At 70.0% G+C, this 15,933-nt stretch carries 13 protein-coding genes; 10 read left to right on the plus strand and 3 right to left on the minus strand.

Features of this window, described 5'->3' with window-relative positions:
* From ASE25_RS13120 to ASE25_RS13130, 3 genes are all read right to left on the minus strand, one after another.
* Entirely contained in the window at nt 1-816 is an 816-nt protein-coding gene (locus tag ASE25_RS13120; RefSeq protein WP_020143647.1) for an ATP-binding cassette domain-containing protein, read from the minus strand.
* A 1-nt stretch (nt 817) separates the two neighbouring features.
* Nucleotides 818-1,879, minus strand: a complete 1,062-nt coding sequence (locus tag ASE25_RS13125) for an ABC transporter permease (protein ID WP_020143648.1) — start codon at nt 1,877-1,879, stop codon at nt 818-820.
* A gap of 88 nt (nt 1,880-1,967) precedes the next feature.
* Nucleotides 1,968-2,969, minus strand: coding sequence for a substrate-binding domain-containing protein (locus tag ASE25_RS13130; protein ID WP_056825970.1), 1,002 nt, complete (start codon nt 2,967-2,969; stop codon nt 1,968-1,970).
* 566 nt (nt 2,970-3,535) lie between these two features.
* Here ASE25_RS13130 and ASE25_RS13135 point away from each other — a divergent pair.
* The 10 genes from ASE25_RS13135 (at nt 3,536) to ASE25_RS13180 (ending at nt 15,932) form a co-directional block, all read left to right on the plus strand.
* On the plus strand, nt 3,536-4,540 hold the full coding sequence (locus ASE25_RS13135) for a Gfo/Idh/MocA family oxidoreductase (RefSeq protein WP_056775316.1): 1,005 nt from the start codon (nt 3,536-3,538) through the stop codon (nt 4,538-4,540).
* Between the two features lie 14 nt (nt 4,541-4,554).
* Nucleotides 4,555-5,568: a 5-dehydro-2-deoxygluconokinase gene (gene iolC, locus ASE25_RS13140; RefSeq protein WP_056826260.1), complete on the plus strand. Its 1,014-nt coding sequence runs from the start codon at nt 4,555-4,557 to the stop codon at nt 5,566-5,568.
* A complete protein-coding gene (locus ASE25_RS13145) occupies nt 5,565-6,488 on the plus strand; it encodes a hypothetical protein (RefSeq protein WP_056825972.1) in 924 nt (307 codons plus the stop codon). The genes iolC and ASE25_RS13145 overlap by 4 nt, the downstream gene beginning before the upstream one ends.
* Entirely contained in the window at nt 6,485-7,405 is a 921-nt protein-coding gene (gene iolB / locus ASE25_RS13150) for a 5-deoxy-glucuronate isomerase (protein WP_056825973.1), read from the plus strand. The genes ASE25_RS13145 and iolB overlap by 4 nt, the downstream gene beginning before the upstream one ends.
* On the plus strand, nt 7,402-9,372 hold the full coding sequence (gene iolD / locus ASE25_RS13155) for a 3D-(3,5/4)-trihydroxycyclohexane-1,2-dione acylhydrolase (decyclizing) (RefSeq protein WP_056825975.1): 1,971 nt from the start codon (nt 7,402-7,404) through the stop codon (nt 9,370-9,372). The genes iolB and iolD overlap by 4 nt, the downstream gene beginning before the upstream one ends.
* Complete coding sequence (locus ASE25_RS13160; RefSeq protein WP_056774714.1) at nt 9,369-10,250, plus strand: sugar phosphate isomerase/epimerase; 882 nt, start codon at nt 9,369-9,371, stop codon at nt 10,248-10,250. The genes iolD and ASE25_RS13160 overlap by 4 nt, the downstream gene beginning before the upstream one ends.
* A gap of 97 nt (nt 10,251-10,347) precedes the next feature.
* The gene (locus tag ASE25_RS13165; RefSeq protein WP_056774711.1) at nt 10,348-11,847 is read left to right on the plus strand and encodes a CoA-acylating methylmalonate-semialdehyde dehydrogenase; all 1,500 of its coding nucleotides are present in this window, start codon (nt 10,348-10,350) and stop codon (nt 11,845-11,847) included.
* A 32-nt stretch (nt 11,848-11,879) separates the two neighbouring features.
* Complete coding sequence (locus tag ASE25_RS13170; RefSeq protein WP_056774709.1) at nt 11,880-12,812, plus strand: TIM barrel protein; 933 nt, start codon at nt 11,880-11,882, stop codon at nt 12,810-12,812.
* 33 nt (nt 12,813-12,845) lie between these two features.
* Nucleotides 12,846-13,850, plus strand: coding sequence for a Gfo/Idh/MocA family protein (locus ASE25_RS13175; RefSeq protein WP_056825977.1), 1,005 nt, complete (start codon nt 12,846-12,848; stop codon nt 13,848-13,850).
* Nucleotides 13,851-14,114: 264 nt separating this feature from the next.
* Nucleotides 14,115-15,932: an amino acid permease gene (locus ASE25_RS13180; protein ID WP_082622863.1), complete on the plus strand. Its 1,818-nt coding sequence runs from the start codon at nt 14,115-14,117 to the stop codon at nt 15,930-15,932.
* The last annotated feature ends 1 nt before the right edge of the window (nt 15,933 follow it).

The following is a 15,933-nucleotide window of genomic DNA, read 5'->3' on the forward strand; positions in this document are numbered from 1 at the left end:
TCACTTCTGCAGCTCGTGCGAGAGCTCGGTGAGCTCGTCGCCGCCGGCCATCTGGCGGGTGAGCTCGTCGAGACCGACGTCGGCGCGCTTCTTGTCGAGCACGGCCTGGCCGAGCTTGAGGATGACGAAGTGGTTGCCGACGAGGTAGGCGTGGTGCGGGTTGTGGGTGATGAAGACGACGCCGAGGCCGGCGTCGCGGGCCGCAGCCGTGTACTTGAGCACGACGCCGGACTGCTTGACGCCGAGGGCCGCGGTCGGCTCGTCGAGGATGAGCACGCGGGCGCCGAAGTAGACGGCCCGGGCGATCGCGACGCACTGGCGCTGGCCACCCGAGAGGGTGCCGATCGGCTGGTTGATGTCCTTGACGACGACGCCCATCTTGCGCAGCTCCTCGTCGGCGATGCGCTTCATGTCGGCGATCCGGAGGGTGGCGAACGGGCCCCTGCCGCTCGTCAGCTCGGAGCCGAGGAAGAAGTTGCGCCACACCTCCATGAGCGAGACGACGGCGAGGTCCTGGTAGACGGTCGCGATGCCGTGGTCGAGGGACTCGCGCGGCGAGGAGAAGCTGACCTCCTTGCCGTCGACCTTCATCGTGCCCTCGTTGTGCGGGTGGAGGCCGGCCATGATCTTGATCAGGGTCGACTTGCCGGCGCCGTTGTCGCCGAGGACGCAGGTCACCTCGCCGGCGCGCACCGTGAGGTTGATGCCCTTGAGGGCGCGGATGGCGCCGTACGTCTTGCCGACGTCCTTCATCTCGATGAGCGGCTCGCCCGAGTGGAGCTCCGGGTCCGCGTGCTCGGACAGGGTGTCAGTCATGTCAGCCCACCTTTCGGGCGGTCGAGAGCTTCTTGACGTAGAGGTTGACCATGACGGCGAGCAGGAGCATGACGCCGAGGAAGGCCCGGAACCAGTTGGGGTCCCAGCCGGCGTAGACGATGCAGAGGCTCGTCATGCCAAAGATGAACGCGCCGATCGCGACGCCGATGGCGTTGCCGTAGCCGCCGGTGAGCAGCGTGCCACCCACGACCGCGGCGATGATGTAGAGGAACTCGTTGCCGATGCCGTTGCCGGCCTGGAGGGTGTCGAACTTGTAGAGCGTGTGCATGCCGACGAACCAGCCGAGGAACGAGACCGACATGAAGAGGCCGATCTTGACGGCCTTGACCGGGACGCCGACGGCACGGGCCGAGTCGGCGTTGCCGCCGACGGCGTAGATCCAGTTGCCGATCTTGGTGCGCTGGAGGATGAACGCCGACAGGGCGACGAAGAGGAACCACCAGAGGACGGTGATCTCGACGGTGACACTGCCGATCTTGAAGCTCGAGGCGAAGATCGCGTCGAGGGTCTTGTAGCCGTCCATCTGGTTGATGTTGGGCGTCGAGACCGAGCCGGTGACGAGCTTCGTGACCCCGAGGTTCGCGCCCTGCAGCACGAAGAACGTGCCCAGGGTGATGAGGAAGCTCGGTATGCCGGTCCTCACCACCAGGTAGCCGTTGAGGAAGCCGATGGCGAGGCAGAAGACGAGCGAGAGCACGGCGCCGACGATGAGGTTGATGCCGAGCTGGTAGCAGAACATCGCGTTGACGAGGCCGGCCGTGGTGACGATGACGCCGGCGGAGAGGTCGAACTCGCCGCCGATCATGAGCATTCCCACGGCCACCGCGACGATGCCGATGGTGGAGGACTGGTAGAGCACGGTGAAGAACGACGCGGGCGACCGGAAGGCCGGCGCGACGATGAGGAAGAAGACGAAGATGACGATCGCCGCGACGAGCGCCCCGACCTCGGGGCGGGCGAGCAGGCGGTTCGACCAGCCGAGCGTGACCCTGTTCGATGCCTCGGCTGGTGCCGAGGGTGGAGTCTTGGTGGTTTGACTCATGGACCTCTCCGATCCGGTTTGACGAGCGAGCAGTGGAGTGCGGGAAGGGCGGCCGGCCCTGGTTGCCCGGGCCGGCCGCCCCGGTGGGTCAGCGCGTGTTGTTCTTGGCGAACGGGAGGATCACGGCGATGTTCTTCGAGTCCACGAACGACGGTCCGGTCAGGACGGCGAGGCCGCCACCGATGTCGTTGCCGTTCTTCTTGTTGAGGTAGAGCGACTGGATGGCGAGGTAGCCCTGCACGTAGGGCTGCTGGTCGACCGAGAACTGGATCTTGCCGTCCTGGATCGCCTGCGCGGCGTCGACGTTGAGGTCGAAGGTGGCGAGCTTGGCCTTGCTGCTGGCCGCGTCCATCGCCTTGAGGGCGTCGAGGGCGATCGGGGCGCCGAGCGTGACGATCCAGTCGATCGAGCTGTCCTGCGCGAGCTTGGCCTGAAGGGCCGAGACGACCGACGGGTCGTCGGCGCCGTTGACCTGGATGTTCTCCGTCGCCGGGATGCCCTTCTTGACGCCGGCGCACCGCGCCTCGAGGGCCACCGAGCCGGCGGCCTGGATGACGCAGAGGACCTTCTTGCCACCGGCGGCGGCGATGCGCTTGCCGGTCGCCTCACCGGCGAGGTTCTCGTCGGAGCCGAAGTACATCTTGGCGCCGACCTGCTGGTACTGGTCGATGCCGGAGTTGAAGGCGACGACGGGGATGCCGGCGTCGTTGGCCGACTTGACCGCACCGGCGAGGGCGTCGGGCGTGGCGAGTGTCGTGGCGATGCCGTCGACCTTCGAGTCGACGGCATTCTGGATCAGGGTCGCCTGCTTGGCCGGGTCGGGGTCGTTGGAGTACTTGAGCGTGATGCCGCTGTTCTTCGCGGCCTGGGTGGCGCCGGCCTTGATCTTGTCCCAGAAGGTGTCGCCGGGGGTCTCGTGGGTGACCATGGCGAACGTGTAGCCGGAGTTGTCGCCGGCGCCGCTGCCGCTCCCGGCGTCGGCGGTGCTGGCGGGGGCGCCGCCGCTGCTGCACGCCGCGAGGGCGAGGGCGGCGGCCGTGGCCATGCCGGCTGCGACGGTCAGGCTCTTGCGAGTCCGAGTCGGAGTCATCGTTGATTCCTTTCGTTGCGTCGCGGTGGCCCGGTCGCCGGAGTGGCGCGACGTTCTGTGACGGTCGATCCGTCGATCAGGGTGGAGCCCGAATGCCGTGTGCCGCCTGGCACGTGAGGTGCGGGCTGGAGGGGTGTCGGGTCGTGTCGACCCGGCCGGTGCGCCTGTGGTGCGCGTGGGCTGAGCGGTCTGGCTGCGTCGCGTCCGGTGCGGACGGTGTGGGGCGAGGTCGTCGCCCGGAAGGTGTGCGGGGATCTCGGCGAGCTCCGGCGACGTGGTGCGCCTCCGTGCTCGCACTGGCTCCTCCGTCGCGGGCGGACATCGGTGTCGATGTCTGCCGGTCCCGGCGTCGGTGCCAGCGATTGGAGGATGCTCCTCTTCCTGCATGCATGTCAAGAGATTGATCAAACATCAGAATGTCCTAACATTTGCTTGACATGGCGACGGCCACGGCAGGACCATCGTTCTCGAAGGGACGACGACGTCGAGGCGCTCGCCGTCCGGACCTCACGGCGACCACCCCCACCGGGTCGCCACCCACCGCGATCACCCAAGGGAGTGTGCACATGCGCATCGGACTGGCCGGAGTCGGCCGCATCGGGGCGTTCCACGCCGAGACCCTCCGCGACCTGTCCGACGTCGACGAGGTCGTCGTCTCCGACCTGGACGCCGACGCCGCCCGCGCCGTCGCGGACAAGCTCGAGGTCGGCTTCGCCGCCTCGCCGGCCGAACTGCTCGCCCAGGGCGTCGACGGCTTCGTCATCGCCACGGCGACGCCGGGACACGCACCCCTCATCCGCCTCGGTCTCGAGGCCGGCGTCCCCACCTTCTGCGAGAAGCCCGTGGCCGCCACGCTCGACGAGACGCTGGACCTCGCACGGCTCGTCCGCACGACGAGCACGCCCGTCCACGTCGGCTTCCAGCGCCGCTTCGACCGCGGCTACCAGCGCGCCCAGCAGGCCGTGGCCGGCGGCGAGCTCGGCTTCGTCCACAGCATCCGCGCCCAGACGCACGACCAGGCGCCGCCCCATGCCGCCTACATCCCGACGAGCGGCGGCCTCTTCCGCGACTGCTCGATCCACGACTTCGACATCATCCGCTTCGTCACCGGTCGCGAGGTCGCCTCGGTCTACGCCACCGGCGCCAACAAGGGCGCGGCGTTCTTCTCCGAGGCCGGCGACGTCGACACCGCGGCAGCCGTGCTGACGCTCGACGACGGCACGCTCGTCAACCTCTCGGCCACGCGCTACAACGGCGGGGGCCACGACGTGCGCATGGAGGTCCTCGGCAGCGACGGCACGATCGGCGTCGGCTACGACGACTCGCTCGCCGTCACCTCGGCCGAGCCCGGTGCCACCTACCCGGTCGGCCCCCGACACTGGTCGTTCATGGAGCGCTTCCTGCCGGCCTACCGCGCCGAGCTGACGGCCTTCGCGGCCGTCGCCCGCGGGGCGCTGGCCTCGCCGTGCACCGTCGACGACGCGCTCCAGGCGTTCCGCGTCGCCGATGCCTGCGAGCTCTCGCGGCGCGAGCGTCGCGTCGTCTCGCTCGACGAGATCCCGAGCCTGTGAGCGACGTGGACGCCATGGACACCACCACCCCCGCCGCCGGCGACACGGCATACGACGTCGTTGCGATCGGACGCACCGGCGTCGACATCTACCCGCTCCAGCACGGCGTGGGGCTCGAGAAGGTCCGCACGTTCGAGAAGTTCCTCGGCGGCAGCGCGACGAACGTCGCGGTGGCGGCAGCCCGCCACGGGCACCGGACCGCGCTCGTCACGCGGACCGGGCAGGACGCGTTCGGACGCTACATCCACGAGGCGCTGCGCGATTTCGGGGTCGACGACTCCTTCGTCTCCGCCGTCGCCGGCCCGCCGACCCCCGTCACCTTCTGCGAGGTCTTCCCGCCCGACGACTTCCCGCTGTACTTCTACCGCTACCCGACCGCTCCGGACCTCATGATCGAGGCCGACGAGCTGCCGCTCGACGCGATCCGCGACGCCGGCGTCTACTGGGCGACCGTCACGGGGCTGTCGCAGGAGCCGAGCCGGGCCGCGCACTTCCGCGCCTGGGACGTCCGGGCCCGCCGCACCCACACGGTGCTCGACCTCGACTACCGGCCGATGTTCTGGTCCGACCCGGCCGAGGCGAGCGTGCAGGTCGGGCGCGCGCTCGACCACGTGACCGTCGCCGTCGGCAACCGCGAGGAGTGCGAGGTCGCCGTCGGCGAGACCGACCCCCAGCGAGCGGCCGACGCGCTGCTCGAGCGCGGCGTCGAGCTCGCCGTCGTCAAGCAGGGCCCCAAGGGGGTGCTCGCCGCGACCCGCGACGAGCGGCTCGAGGTCCCGCCCTTCCCCGTCGACGTCGTCAACGGCCTCGGTGCCGGCGACGCGTTCGGGGGCGCCCTCTGCCACGGCCTGCTCGAGGGCTGGGACCTGCGGCGCGTCCTCGAGTTCGCGAACGTCGCAGGTGCGATCGTCGCCAGCAAGCTCGAGTGCTCCACCGCGATGCCGACCTCCGCCGAGGTCGACGAGCGCCTGGCCACCGCCGGCCGGCAGGCCTCACCGTTCGCCACCACCGCCGAGGAGGCGCGATGACCACCACGCAGCACGAGCCGACCGTCAGCCCCAGCGTCCGGGTCGCCGACCTGACCGAGATCCGCGTGCGCGAACCCGGGCGCATCGCCGCCGCGTGGGCCGCGCGCCGCCGCCGTCCCCTCGTCCGTGAGGACGGCCGGATGCTCCTCGTCGCCGCCGACCACCCCGCGCGCGGTGCCCTCGGCGTCCGCGGCGCCGGCGCCGCCATGGCGAGCCGCAGCGACCTGCTCGAGCGCCTCGTCACCGCCCTCCAGCGTCCCGGCGTCGACGGGGTGCTCGGCACGCCCGACGTCCTCGACGACCTCCTCCTGCTCGGCGCCCTCGACGGCAAGGTCGCCATCGGTTCGATGAACCGCGGCGGCCTCCAGGGAGCGACCTTCGAGCTCGACGACCGCTTCACCGCCTACACCGCGGCCGAGATCGCGGCGCGCGGCATCGACGGCGGCAAGATGCTGACCCGCATCTGCCTCGACGACCCGGGCACGGTGGCCACCCTCGAGGCGAGCGCCAACGCCGTCACCGAGCTCGCCGAGCACCAGGTCATGGCGATGGTCGAGCCGTTCCTCTCGACGCGCGAGGGCGGTCGGGTCGTCAACCAGCTCGACCCCGACTCGACGATCAAGTCGGTCCACATCGCTGCCGGCCTCGGTGCCTCGAGCGCCTACACGTGGCTCAAGCTTCCCGTCGTCGACGAGCTCGACCGCGTCATGGACGCGACGACCCTGCCGACGCTCCTCCTCGGCGGGGACCCCCAGGGCGACCCGCAGGACACGTACGCCTCGTGGGGCCGCGCGCTCGACCTGCCCGCCGTGCGCGGTCTCGTCGTCGGCCGCGCCCTGCTCTTCCCGCCCGACGGTGACGTCGCCGCGGCCGTCGACATCGCCGCCGGGCTGGTGCACGGGAGCGGGGTCGGCGCGTGAGCGACAACGAGCGCTGGGTGCGGCCCCTGGGGAGCGCCGGCACGGCGGAGTGGTCGGTCGCCATCGACGACGCCGTCGACGGGTGGTCGCACACCCGGTTGTATGCCGCCGCGCTGGCTGCCGGGGAGAGCCGCACCGTCGCGGCCGGGGAGTGGGAGCACGTCGTCGTGCCGCTCTCGGGATCCGTCGCCGTCACGGCCGTCGACCCCGAGGGCCTCGAGCACGAGGCCGTCCTCGCGGGTCGGGCCTCGGTCTTCGCCGGGCCCACCGACGTCGCCTACGCCACGCGCGACTGCGACGTCACGGTGACCGCGGAGGGCGGTCCCGCCACGATCGCCGTCTGCGGCGCCCGCGCGACGCGACGGCACACGCCGCCGTTCCGTCACGTGGGCGTCGCAGACGTGCCCGTCGAGCTGCGCGGCGCGGGCGTCGCGTCCCGCGAGGTCCGCAACTTCGGCATCCCCGGCGTCCTCGACGCCGACTCGATCATCGCCTGCGAGGTCATCACCCCCGGCGGCAACTGGAGCTCCTACCCGCCGCACAAGCACGACGAGGAGCGGCCGGGGGTCGAGACGGAGCTCGAGGAGATCTACTACTTCGAGGTCGCCCCGTCGGCTGGTGCTCCGGAGGCTGCAGGCACGAGCCCGGTCGGCTACCAGCGGGTCTACGGCACCGACGACCGGCCGATCGACGTGCTCGCCGAGGTGCGCTCGGGCGACGTCGTCCTCGTGCCGCACGGCTGGCACGGCCCGGCGATGGCCGCCCCCGGCTACGACCTCTACTACCTCAACGTCATGGCCGGCCCGGGTGCCGAGCGGGCCTGGCTCATCTGCGACGACCCCGCACACGGCTGGGTCCGCGACACGTGGTCCGACCAGCCGGTCGACCCCCGACTTCCCCTTGGAGGTGCTCGATGACGAGCGACACCCACGCGGCCGCGACGGTGCGTCTGACCGTGGCCCAGGCCGTGGTGCGCTTCCTCGCCAACCAGTGGAGCGAGCGCGACGGCGAGCGGCAGAAGCTCTTCGCCGGCTGCTTCGGGATCTTCGGCCACGGCAACGTCGCCGGGATCGGCCAGGCGCTGCTGCAGAACGAGCTCGCCGACGGCGAGGAGCACCTCCCGTACGTGCTCGCCCGCAACGAGCAGGCGATGGTCCACACGTCCGTCGCATACGCCCGCCAGAAGGACCGCCTGCAGACGTGGGCGTGCACCGCGTCCGTCGGTCCCGGCTCGACGAACATGCTGACCGGCGCCGCCCTGGCGACGATCAACCGTCTGCCCGTGCTGCTGCTCCCGTCGGGCACCTTCGCGACGCGAGTGTCCTCCCCGGTGCTCCAGGAGCTCGAGCTGCCGTGTGCCGCCGACGTGACGGTCAACGACGCCTTCCGCCCGCTGTCGAAGTTCTTCGACCGGGTCAGCCGTCCCGAGCAGCTGCCGTCGGCGCTGCTCGGTGCGATGCGGGTGCTCACCGACCCCGTCGAGACGGGCGCCGTGACGATCTCGCTGCCGCAGGACGTGCAGGCCGAGGCGCACGACTGGCCGCTCGAGCTCTTCGCGCCGCGCACGTGGCGGGTGGCGCGTCCGCTGCCCGAGGCCGTCGACGTCGCCGACGCCGCAGCGGTCATCCGCTCGGCGAAGCGGCCGCTCGTCGTCGCCGGTGGCGGCGTGCACTACAGCGGCGCCGAGGAGGCGCTCCGCGCGTTCTGCGAGGCCACCGGCATCCCCGTCGGTGAGTCGCAGGCCGGCAAGGGGTCCCTGCCGCACGGGCACCCGCAGGAGATGGGTGCGGTCGGCTCGACCGGCACGACGGCCGCCAACGCGCTCGCCGCAGAGGCCGACGTCGTCATCGGCATCGGCACGCGGTGGAGCGACTTCACCACTGCCTCGCGGACAGCCTTCCAGGACAACGGGGTCCGCTTCGTCAACGTCAACGTCGCGCGCTTCGACGCCGGCAAGCACTCGGGGCTCTCGGTCGTCGCCGACGCCCGGGAGGCGCTCGTCGCGCTCACTGCGGCGCTCGACGGGTATGCCGTCGACGACGCCCACCGGTCACGCCAGGCCGCGCTGTGGGCCGAGTGGGACGCCTCGGTCGAGGCGGCCTTCCACCCCGCTCCGGAGGTCACCGACCGGCTGGCCGATGGCCTGCTCACCCAGGGCCAGGTGCTCGGCGCGGTCAACGAGCTGACCGACCCCCGCGACGTCGTGCTCTGTGCGGCGGGCTCGATGCCCGGCGACATCCACAAGCTGTGGCGGGTGCGCGACCGCAAGGCGTACCACGTCGAGTACGGCTACTCCTGCATGGGTTACGAGGTGCCGGCCTCGCTCGGCATCCGTCTCGCCGACGAGTCGCGCGACGTCTTCGCCATGGTCGGCGACGGCGGCTACCTCATGATGCCGACCGAGCTCGTCACGGCGGTGCAGGAGCGCATCAAGGTCATCGTCGTCCTCGTGCAGAACCACGGCTTCCACTCGATCGGATCGCTGTCGGAGTCGCTCGGCTCGCAGCGCTTCGGCACGAGCTACCGCTTCCGTGGTGAGTCGTCCGGACGCCTCGACGGCGCCGTCCTGCCCGTCGACCTCGCCGCCAACGCGCGCTCGCTCGGCGCGCACGTCATCGAGGTGCACTCGCTCGACGAGCTGCACCAGGCGATCAAGGAGGCCAAGGCCGCTCCGGCCGACGGCGGGCCCGTCGTCATCCACGTCGAGACCGACCCGCTCGTCCACGCGCCCGACAGCGCGTCCTGGTGGGACGTGCCGGTCTCGGAGGTCAGCGACCTCGACACGACGCGGACGGCATACGCGGAGTACGTCGACCACAAGGCCACCCAGCGTCCGCTCATCACTCCCGTCGGCACCACCTCTCACCCGGAGTCCTCGTCATGAAGCTCGCCCTCGACCCGTACATGTTCCGTGAGACGCCGCTGCTCGAGCTGCCCTCCCTCGTGGCCGACCTCGGCTACGAGTGGATCGAGCTGTCGCCGCGCGACGACTTCATCCCCTTCTTCAACCACCCGCGCGTCGACGACGCCGGCGTGGCCGCGTTCCGGTCGGCGCTGGCGTCTGCGGGGGTCGGGGTGTCGTCGCTCCTGCCACTCTTCCGGTGGTCGGGTCCCGACGAGGACGACCGCAAGGCGGCCGTGCGCTACTGGACGCGCGCCATCCAGATCGCCAGCGACCTCGGTGTCGACACGATGAACTCCGAGCTCAACGGCAACCCCCGCGAGGCGGCCGTGTGCGAGCGGATGTTCTGGCAGTCGATGGAGGAGCTGCTGCCCGTCTTCGAGAAGGAGGGGATCCGGCTCGTGCTCGAGCCGCACCCCGACGACTGGGAGGAGGACGGCAAGCGTGCGGTCGACATCATCAAGGGGATCAACAGCCCCAACGTGTCGTTCCTCTACTGCGCGCCGCACACCTTCCACCAGGGCAACGATCCCGACGGGATCATGGACAAGGCCGGCGACCTGCTGAGGATGGTCCACGTCGCCGACGCCTACGACCACACCGCGTCGTCCGGGCTGCGCTACATCGTCAACCCGCCCGGGTCGCAGGTCACGGTGCACCAGCACCTCGACATCGGGCAGGGCGAGGTCGACTTCGGCCAGTTCTTCGCCGGCCTCGAGCGCATCGGCTTCGACGGCATCGTCACCTCCTGCGTCTTCGCCTGGGAGGACCGCGCGCGTGAGTCGAGCACCTACATGCGCGACACGATCCGCTCCTACCTCGACAAGTGGTCGACGCCGCCCACGCTCGTCTCGCCCTGAGCCACCAGCATCCGAGCCGAACCCACGTGTTCCCTCCTCGAGCCGGCCACCCGGCACACGCCCCCTCCGCCTTGATCTGAACCCGAAGGACACTGCCATGAGCACGCCCACCCGCATCACCCACCTCATTGACGGCCAGCCGTGGGCCGGCACCGCCGAGCGCACGTCGCCCGTCTTCAACCCCGCGACGGGGGAGCAGTCCGGCGTGCTCGACCTCGCCTCGGCCTCGCTCGTCGACGAGGCCGTCACGTCCGCCGCCTCCGCGTGGGAGGAGTGGGCCGACGCCTCGCTCGCCAAGCGCTCGGGCGTGCTCTTCGCCTTCCGCGAGCTGCTCAACGAGCGCAAGGAGGACGTCGCGGCGCTCATCACGGCCGAGCACGGCAAGGTGCTCTCCGACGCGCTCGGCGAGGTGACGCGCGGCCTCGAGGTCGCCGAGTTCGCCTGTGGCATCCCGCACCTCATGCGCGGCGGCTTCTCGGAGAACGCCTCGACGAACGTCGACGTCTACTCGATCCGCCAGCCGCTCGGGGTCGTCGCCGTCATCTCGCCGTTCAACTTCCCGGCGATGGTGCCGATGTGGTTCATCCCCATCGCCATCGCGTGCGGCAACGCGGTGATCCTCAAGCCGTCCGAGAAGGACCCCTCGGCCGCGATCGCGGTCGCGGCGCTCTGGAAGGAGGCCGGCCTGCCCGACGGTGTCATGCAGGTCGTCAACGGCGACAAGGAGGCGGTCGACGCGCTGCTGAGGCACCCCGACGTGAAGTCGGTGTCGTTCGTCGGCTCGACGCCGATCGCGAAGTACGTCTACGAGACGGGCACCGCGCACGGCAAGCGGGTCCAGGCCCTCGGCGGCGCCAAGAACCACATGCTCGTCCTGCCGGACGCCGACCTCGACCTCGCCGCGGACGCGGCGGTCAACGCCGGCTTCGGCTCGGCGGGGGAGCGGTGCATGGCGATCTCGGCACTCGTCGCCGTCGAACCCATCGCGGACGAGCTGATCTCGAAGATCAAGGACCGCATGGGCAAGCTCGTCACCGGTGACGGCACGCGCGGCTGCGACATGGGCCCGCTCGTCACCTCGCAGCACCGCGACAAGGTGACGTCCTACCTCGACGCCGGGGTGTCCGAAGGTGCGACGCTCGTCGTCGACGGTCGTCAGGACTCCTACGAGTCCGACGGGGAGGGCTACTTCCTCGCGCCGACCCTCTTCGACCACGTCAAGCCCGGCATGTCGCTCTACGACGACGAGATCTTCGGTCCGGTGCTGTCGGTCGTTCGCGTCGGCTCCTACGACGAGGGCCTCACGCTCATCAACAGCAACCCCTACGGCAACGGCACGGCGATCTTCACCAACGACGGTGGCGCGGCCCGCAAGTTCCAGCGCAACGTCGAGGTCGGCATGGTCGGCGTCAACGTGCCGATCCCCGTGCCGGTGTCGTACTACTCCTTCGGCGGGTGGAAGAACTCGCTCTTCGGCGACACCCACGCCCACGGCATGGAGGGCGTCCACTTCTTCACCCGCGGCAAGGTCGTCACGTCGCGCTGGCTCGACCCGAGCCACGGCGGCCTCAACCTTGGCTTCCCCCAGAACGACTGACCCGCAACACTTTTCGAGAGGAACGAACGACCATGGCCGAGTCCAAGGCCCGCAACACCGACGACCGCTACAGCAAGCTGACGATCGGTGTCTGTCCTGACCAGTGGGGCGTCTGGTTCCCCGAGGACGAGAAGCAGATCCACTGGGAGACCGCGCTCGACGAGATGGCCGAGGCCGGCTTCTCGGTCATGGAGACGGGGCCGTTCGGCTACTTCCCCAAGGACCCGAAGCGCCTGCAGGAGGAGATGGACAAGCGAGGCTTCCAGGTCGTCGCCGGCACGGGCTGGGGCATCCTGCACAAGCCGGAGGCCTGGGCCGACACGGAGAAGACCTTCCGCGAGATCGCCGAGACGCACGCCGCCGTCGGGGCGGAGTACATCGTGCACCTACCGCCCCTCTTCCGCGACGACAAGACGTGGGAGTTCACCGACGACCGCGTGCTGTCGACGGAGGCGTGGAACGCCTACATCTCCAATGCCGACAAGCTCGGTCGCATCATGAAGGAGGACTACGGCCTCAAGATGGTCCTCCACCCGCACGGCGACAGCCACATCGAGACGCCCGAGGACATCGACCGCGTCTTCCAGGCGACCGACCCCGACTACGTCGGCTTCTGCCTCGACACCGGCCACATCGTCTACGGCGGTGGGGACCCGATGGAGCTGTGCCGCAAGTACCCCGAGCGCATCTCCTACGTCCACATCAAGGCGATGGACGAAGGCCTCGTCAAGCAGGCCCACGACGAGGACTGGCCCTTCGGTCTCGCTGTCGCCAAGGGCTGCTCCGTCGCACCGCCGGCCGGCGCGCCGGACATGCCGTCGCTCATCGAGGCCCTGGCCGACCTCGACAAGGAGCTCTACGTCGTGTGCGAGCAGGACATGTACCCGTGCGAGCCGTCCTACCCGCTGCCCAACGCCATCCAGACCCGCGAGTACCTCGCGTCCATCGGCCTCGGCCTCCGCTGAGCCCCTGCTCTCGCTGACGAAGGAGTCACACCAATGACCGTACGCATCGGCATGATTGGCCCGGGCGGCATGGGCCAGGCTCACATCGACCGGATCCACACCGTCATCGCGGGCGGGCGGGTCGTCGCCGTCTCCGACGTCGACCCGGCCCGAGCGGCCGAGGTGGCGTCGCGGGTCGACGGGACGGCATACGCGTCCTCGGCCGAGCTCATCGCCGCCGACGAGGTCGACGCCGTCATGATCTGCAGCTACGGGCCGGCGCACGAGGTGGACGTGCTCGCGGCCATCGCGGCGGGCAAGCCCGTCTTCTGCGAGAAGCCGCTGACGCCGACGGCGGAGGCCGCGCTGCGGATCATGGAGGCCGAGCAGGCCGGCGGGCGGCGCCTGGTGACAGTCGGATTCATGCGTCGCTTCGATCGGAGCTACCGCGAGATGAAGACGCTGCTCGACTCGGGCGAGCTCGGCGAGACGCTCATGGTCCACTGCGCGCACCGCAACCCGACCGTGCCCGAGCACTACACGTGGGACATGGCCATCAACGACACCGCGATCCACGAGGTCGACACGATGCGCTGGCTGCTCGGCGAGGAGTTCGTCTCGGCGCGGGTCGACAAGCCGAAGAAGACGTCGCTGCGCTTCGAGCACCTCCAGGACCCACTCGTGCTCATCCTCGAGACGGAGTCGGGGGTGCGCGTCGACGACGAGATCTTCGTCAACTGCCAGTTCGGCTACGACATCCGCTGCGAGGCGGTTGCCGAGAAAGGCACGGTGTCGTTGGGCGACCAGAACGCGATCGTCGTGCGCGACGGCGTCGGGGTGCGCAACGCCATCGCCCGCGACCACAACGACCGCTTCTGGGGCGCCTTCGTCACCGAGGTGCAGGAGTGGATCTCCGCAGTGGCGCGGGGCGAGCACACCGGGTCGACGTCGTGGGACGGGTATGCCGCCGCGTGCGTCTGTGACGCCGGTGTCCGAGCGCTCACCGACGAGGGCGTCGTCAAGGTCGAGATGATCGCGAAGCCCGACTTCTACGCCTGACGTCGGGCGCCGGCCGGCTCACGGCCACACCGATGGAACGCGGTGGATCGCCGGCACCAGGTACCGGCGATCCACCGCGGTGAACGCTCGGATCGCCCTGATCGGCAAGGTTGGACTCGCGTGGACAGATGGTCCGCTCGTGGCTACTTTGGGCAGATCGTCGCGGGGGCGGTCAGCCTCCTCGGTCCGATCGAGAGGGCTGTCCCATGTCTCGTCACGTGAACCCCTGTCACTGCTCCACCACCATGGATCGGACGGCCTGACGTGGCCGGCGCGGGGCCGGAGCTCAAGCGGTCGCTCAACCAGCGGCAGCTGACGATGATCGCCATGGGCGGCGTCATCGGGGCGGGCCTGTTCGTCGGCTCGGGCACCGTCATCCACGACACGGGCCCCGGGGCGTTCATCACCTACGCCCTGTGCGGCGTCCTCATCATCATGGTGATGCGGATGCTGGCCGAGATGGCCGTGGCCAACCCGTCGACCGGCTCGTTCGCCGACTACTCCCGCAAGGCGCTCGGTGACTGGGCGGGCTTCTCCGTCGGCTGGCTCTACTGGTACTTCTGGGTCATCGTCGTGGGCTTCGAGGCCGTCGCCGGCGCCAAGGTCATCAACTTCTGGCTGCCGGGGGTGCCGACGTGGGTGCTGAGCCTGCTGCTCATGCTCCTCATGACGGGCACCAACCTCATCTCGGTCTCGTCGTTCGGGGAGTTCGAGTTCTGGTTCGCCGGGATCAAGGTCGCGGCGATCATCGTCTTCCTCGCCTGCGGTGCCCTCTTCGTCTTCGGCATCTGGCCGAACGCCGACCTCGACTTCAGCAACCTCACCGCGCACGGCGGCTTCTTCCCCAACGGCGGACTGGCGGTCACGGCGGGTGTCGTGACGGTGATCTTCTCGATGGTGGGCGCCGAGATCGCGACCATCGCCGCAGCCGAGTCCGACAACCCGGAGCGGGCCGTGTCCAAGGCCGCGAACTCCGTCATCACCCGCATCGCCATCTTCTTCGTCGGCTCGATCTTCCTGCTCGCGGTGATCCTGCCGTGGAACTCGGCCACCCTGGAGGCGTCGCCCTACGTCGCGGCCTTCCAGGAGATGGGCATCCCGTATGCCGACCACGTGATGAACGCGGTCGTGCTGACCGCCGTGCTCAGCTGCCTCAACTCCGGCCTCTACACCGCGTCCCGGATGCTCTTCGTGCTGGCCGCCCGCCGGGAGGCACCCGCCTCGATGGTCTCGGTCAACTCCCGTGGCGTGCCGATGGTCGCCATCCTGGCCTCGTCGGTCGTCGGCTTCCTCGCCGTCATCATGGCCGCCGTCTCGCCCGACACCGTCTTCTCGTTCCTGCTCAACTCGTCCGGCGCCGTCATCCTCTTCGTCTACCTGCTCATCGCCGTCTCGCAGATCATCCTGCGCTACCGGGCTGACGCGTCGACGCTCAAGGTGAAGATGTGGTGGTTCCCCGCCCTGTCGGTCATCACGGCGCTCGGCATCGTCCTGGTGCTCGTCCAGATGGGACTCACCGAGGACGTGCGCATCCAGCTCGTGCTGAGCCTCGTGTCGTTCGGCATCGTCCTCGTCCTCTTCTTCATCAACCGGGCCCGCATCGCCCGCCTGCCCGAGCGTGTCGCGCCCGACCACACCGGTGAGGCACGGCGCGTGCTCGTGCTCGCCAACCAGACCCTCGAGGCCGACGAGCTGATGCGCGAGCTCCAGCGCATCGACGCCATGGGCAAGGCGACCTACTACGTCTGCGTCCCCGCCAGCGCCGTCGAGACGGGCACCGCCTCGACGCACGGCGCCGTGTCCGTCGCCGAGGCGACGACCGAGGCGGCGCAGGCCCGGCTGGACCGGACCCTCGAGGCCCTCACGGCGCACCACCTCGACGCGACCGGCGGGCTCGGCGACTACCGGCCCCTGCGTGCCCTCCGGGCGGCGGTGAGCCACTTCGACCCCGACCAGATCGTCATCGTGACGCTGCCTGCCACGGACTCGATCTGGCAGCGCTTCGAGGTCGTCGACCGGGCCGGCGAGCTCGGTCTGCCGGTGACCCACGTCGAGGCCGCCTCGCTCGTCATGCAGGCCTGAG

The organism is Terrabacter sp. Root85, from assembly GCF_001429185.1.
Lineage (GTDB): Bacteria > Actinomycetota > Actinomycetes > Actinomycetales > Dermatophilaceae > Terrabacter.

What these genes read in the sequence shown, in the direction of transcription:
- ASE25_RS13130 (WP_056825970.1), bottom strand. Translation starts at nt 2,969, where the DNA reads ATGACTCCGACTCGGACTCGCAAGAGCCTGACCGTCGCAGCCGGCATG.
- ASE25_RS13120 (WP_020143647.1), bottom strand. Translation starts at nt 816, where the DNA reads ATGACTGACACCCTGTCCGAGCACGCGGACCCGGAGCTCCACTCGGGC.
- ASE25_RS13170 (WP_056774709.1), top strand. Translation starts at nt 11,880, where the DNA reads ATGGCCGAGTCCAAGGCCCGCAACACCGACGACCGCTACAGCAAGCTG.
- iolC (WP_056826260.1), top strand. Translation starts at nt 4,555, where the DNA reads ATGGACACCACCACCCCCGCCGCCGGCGACACGGCATACGACGTCGTT.
- ASE25_RS13145 (WP_056825972.1), top strand. Translation starts at nt 5,565, where the DNA reads ATGACCACCACGCAGCACGAGCCGACCGTCAGCCCCAGCGTCCGGGTC.
- ASE25_RS13125 (WP_020143648.1), bottom strand. Translation starts at nt 1,879, where the DNA reads ATGAGTCAAACCACCAAGACTCCACCCTCGGCACCAGCCGAGGCATCG.
- ASE25_RS13165 (WP_056774711.1), top strand. Translation starts at nt 10,348, where the DNA reads ATGAGCACGCCCACCCGCATCACCCACCTCATTGACGGCCAGCCGTGG.
- ASE25_RS13160 (WP_056774714.1), top strand. Translation starts at nt 9,369, where the DNA reads ATGAAGCTCGCCCTCGACCCGTACATGTTCCGTGAGACGCCGCTGCTC.
- ASE25_RS13135 (WP_056775316.1), top strand. Translation starts at nt 3,536, where the DNA reads ATGCGCATCGGACTGGCCGGAGTCGGCCGCATCGGGGCGTTCCACGCC.
- iolD (WP_056825975.1), top strand. Translation starts at nt 7,402, where the DNA reads ATGACGAGCGACACCCACGCGGCCGCGACGGTGCGTCTGACCGTGGCC.
- ASE25_RS13175 (WP_056825977.1), top strand. Translation starts at nt 12,846, where the DNA reads ATGACCGTACGCATCGGCATGATTGGCCCGGGCGGCATGGGCCAGGCT.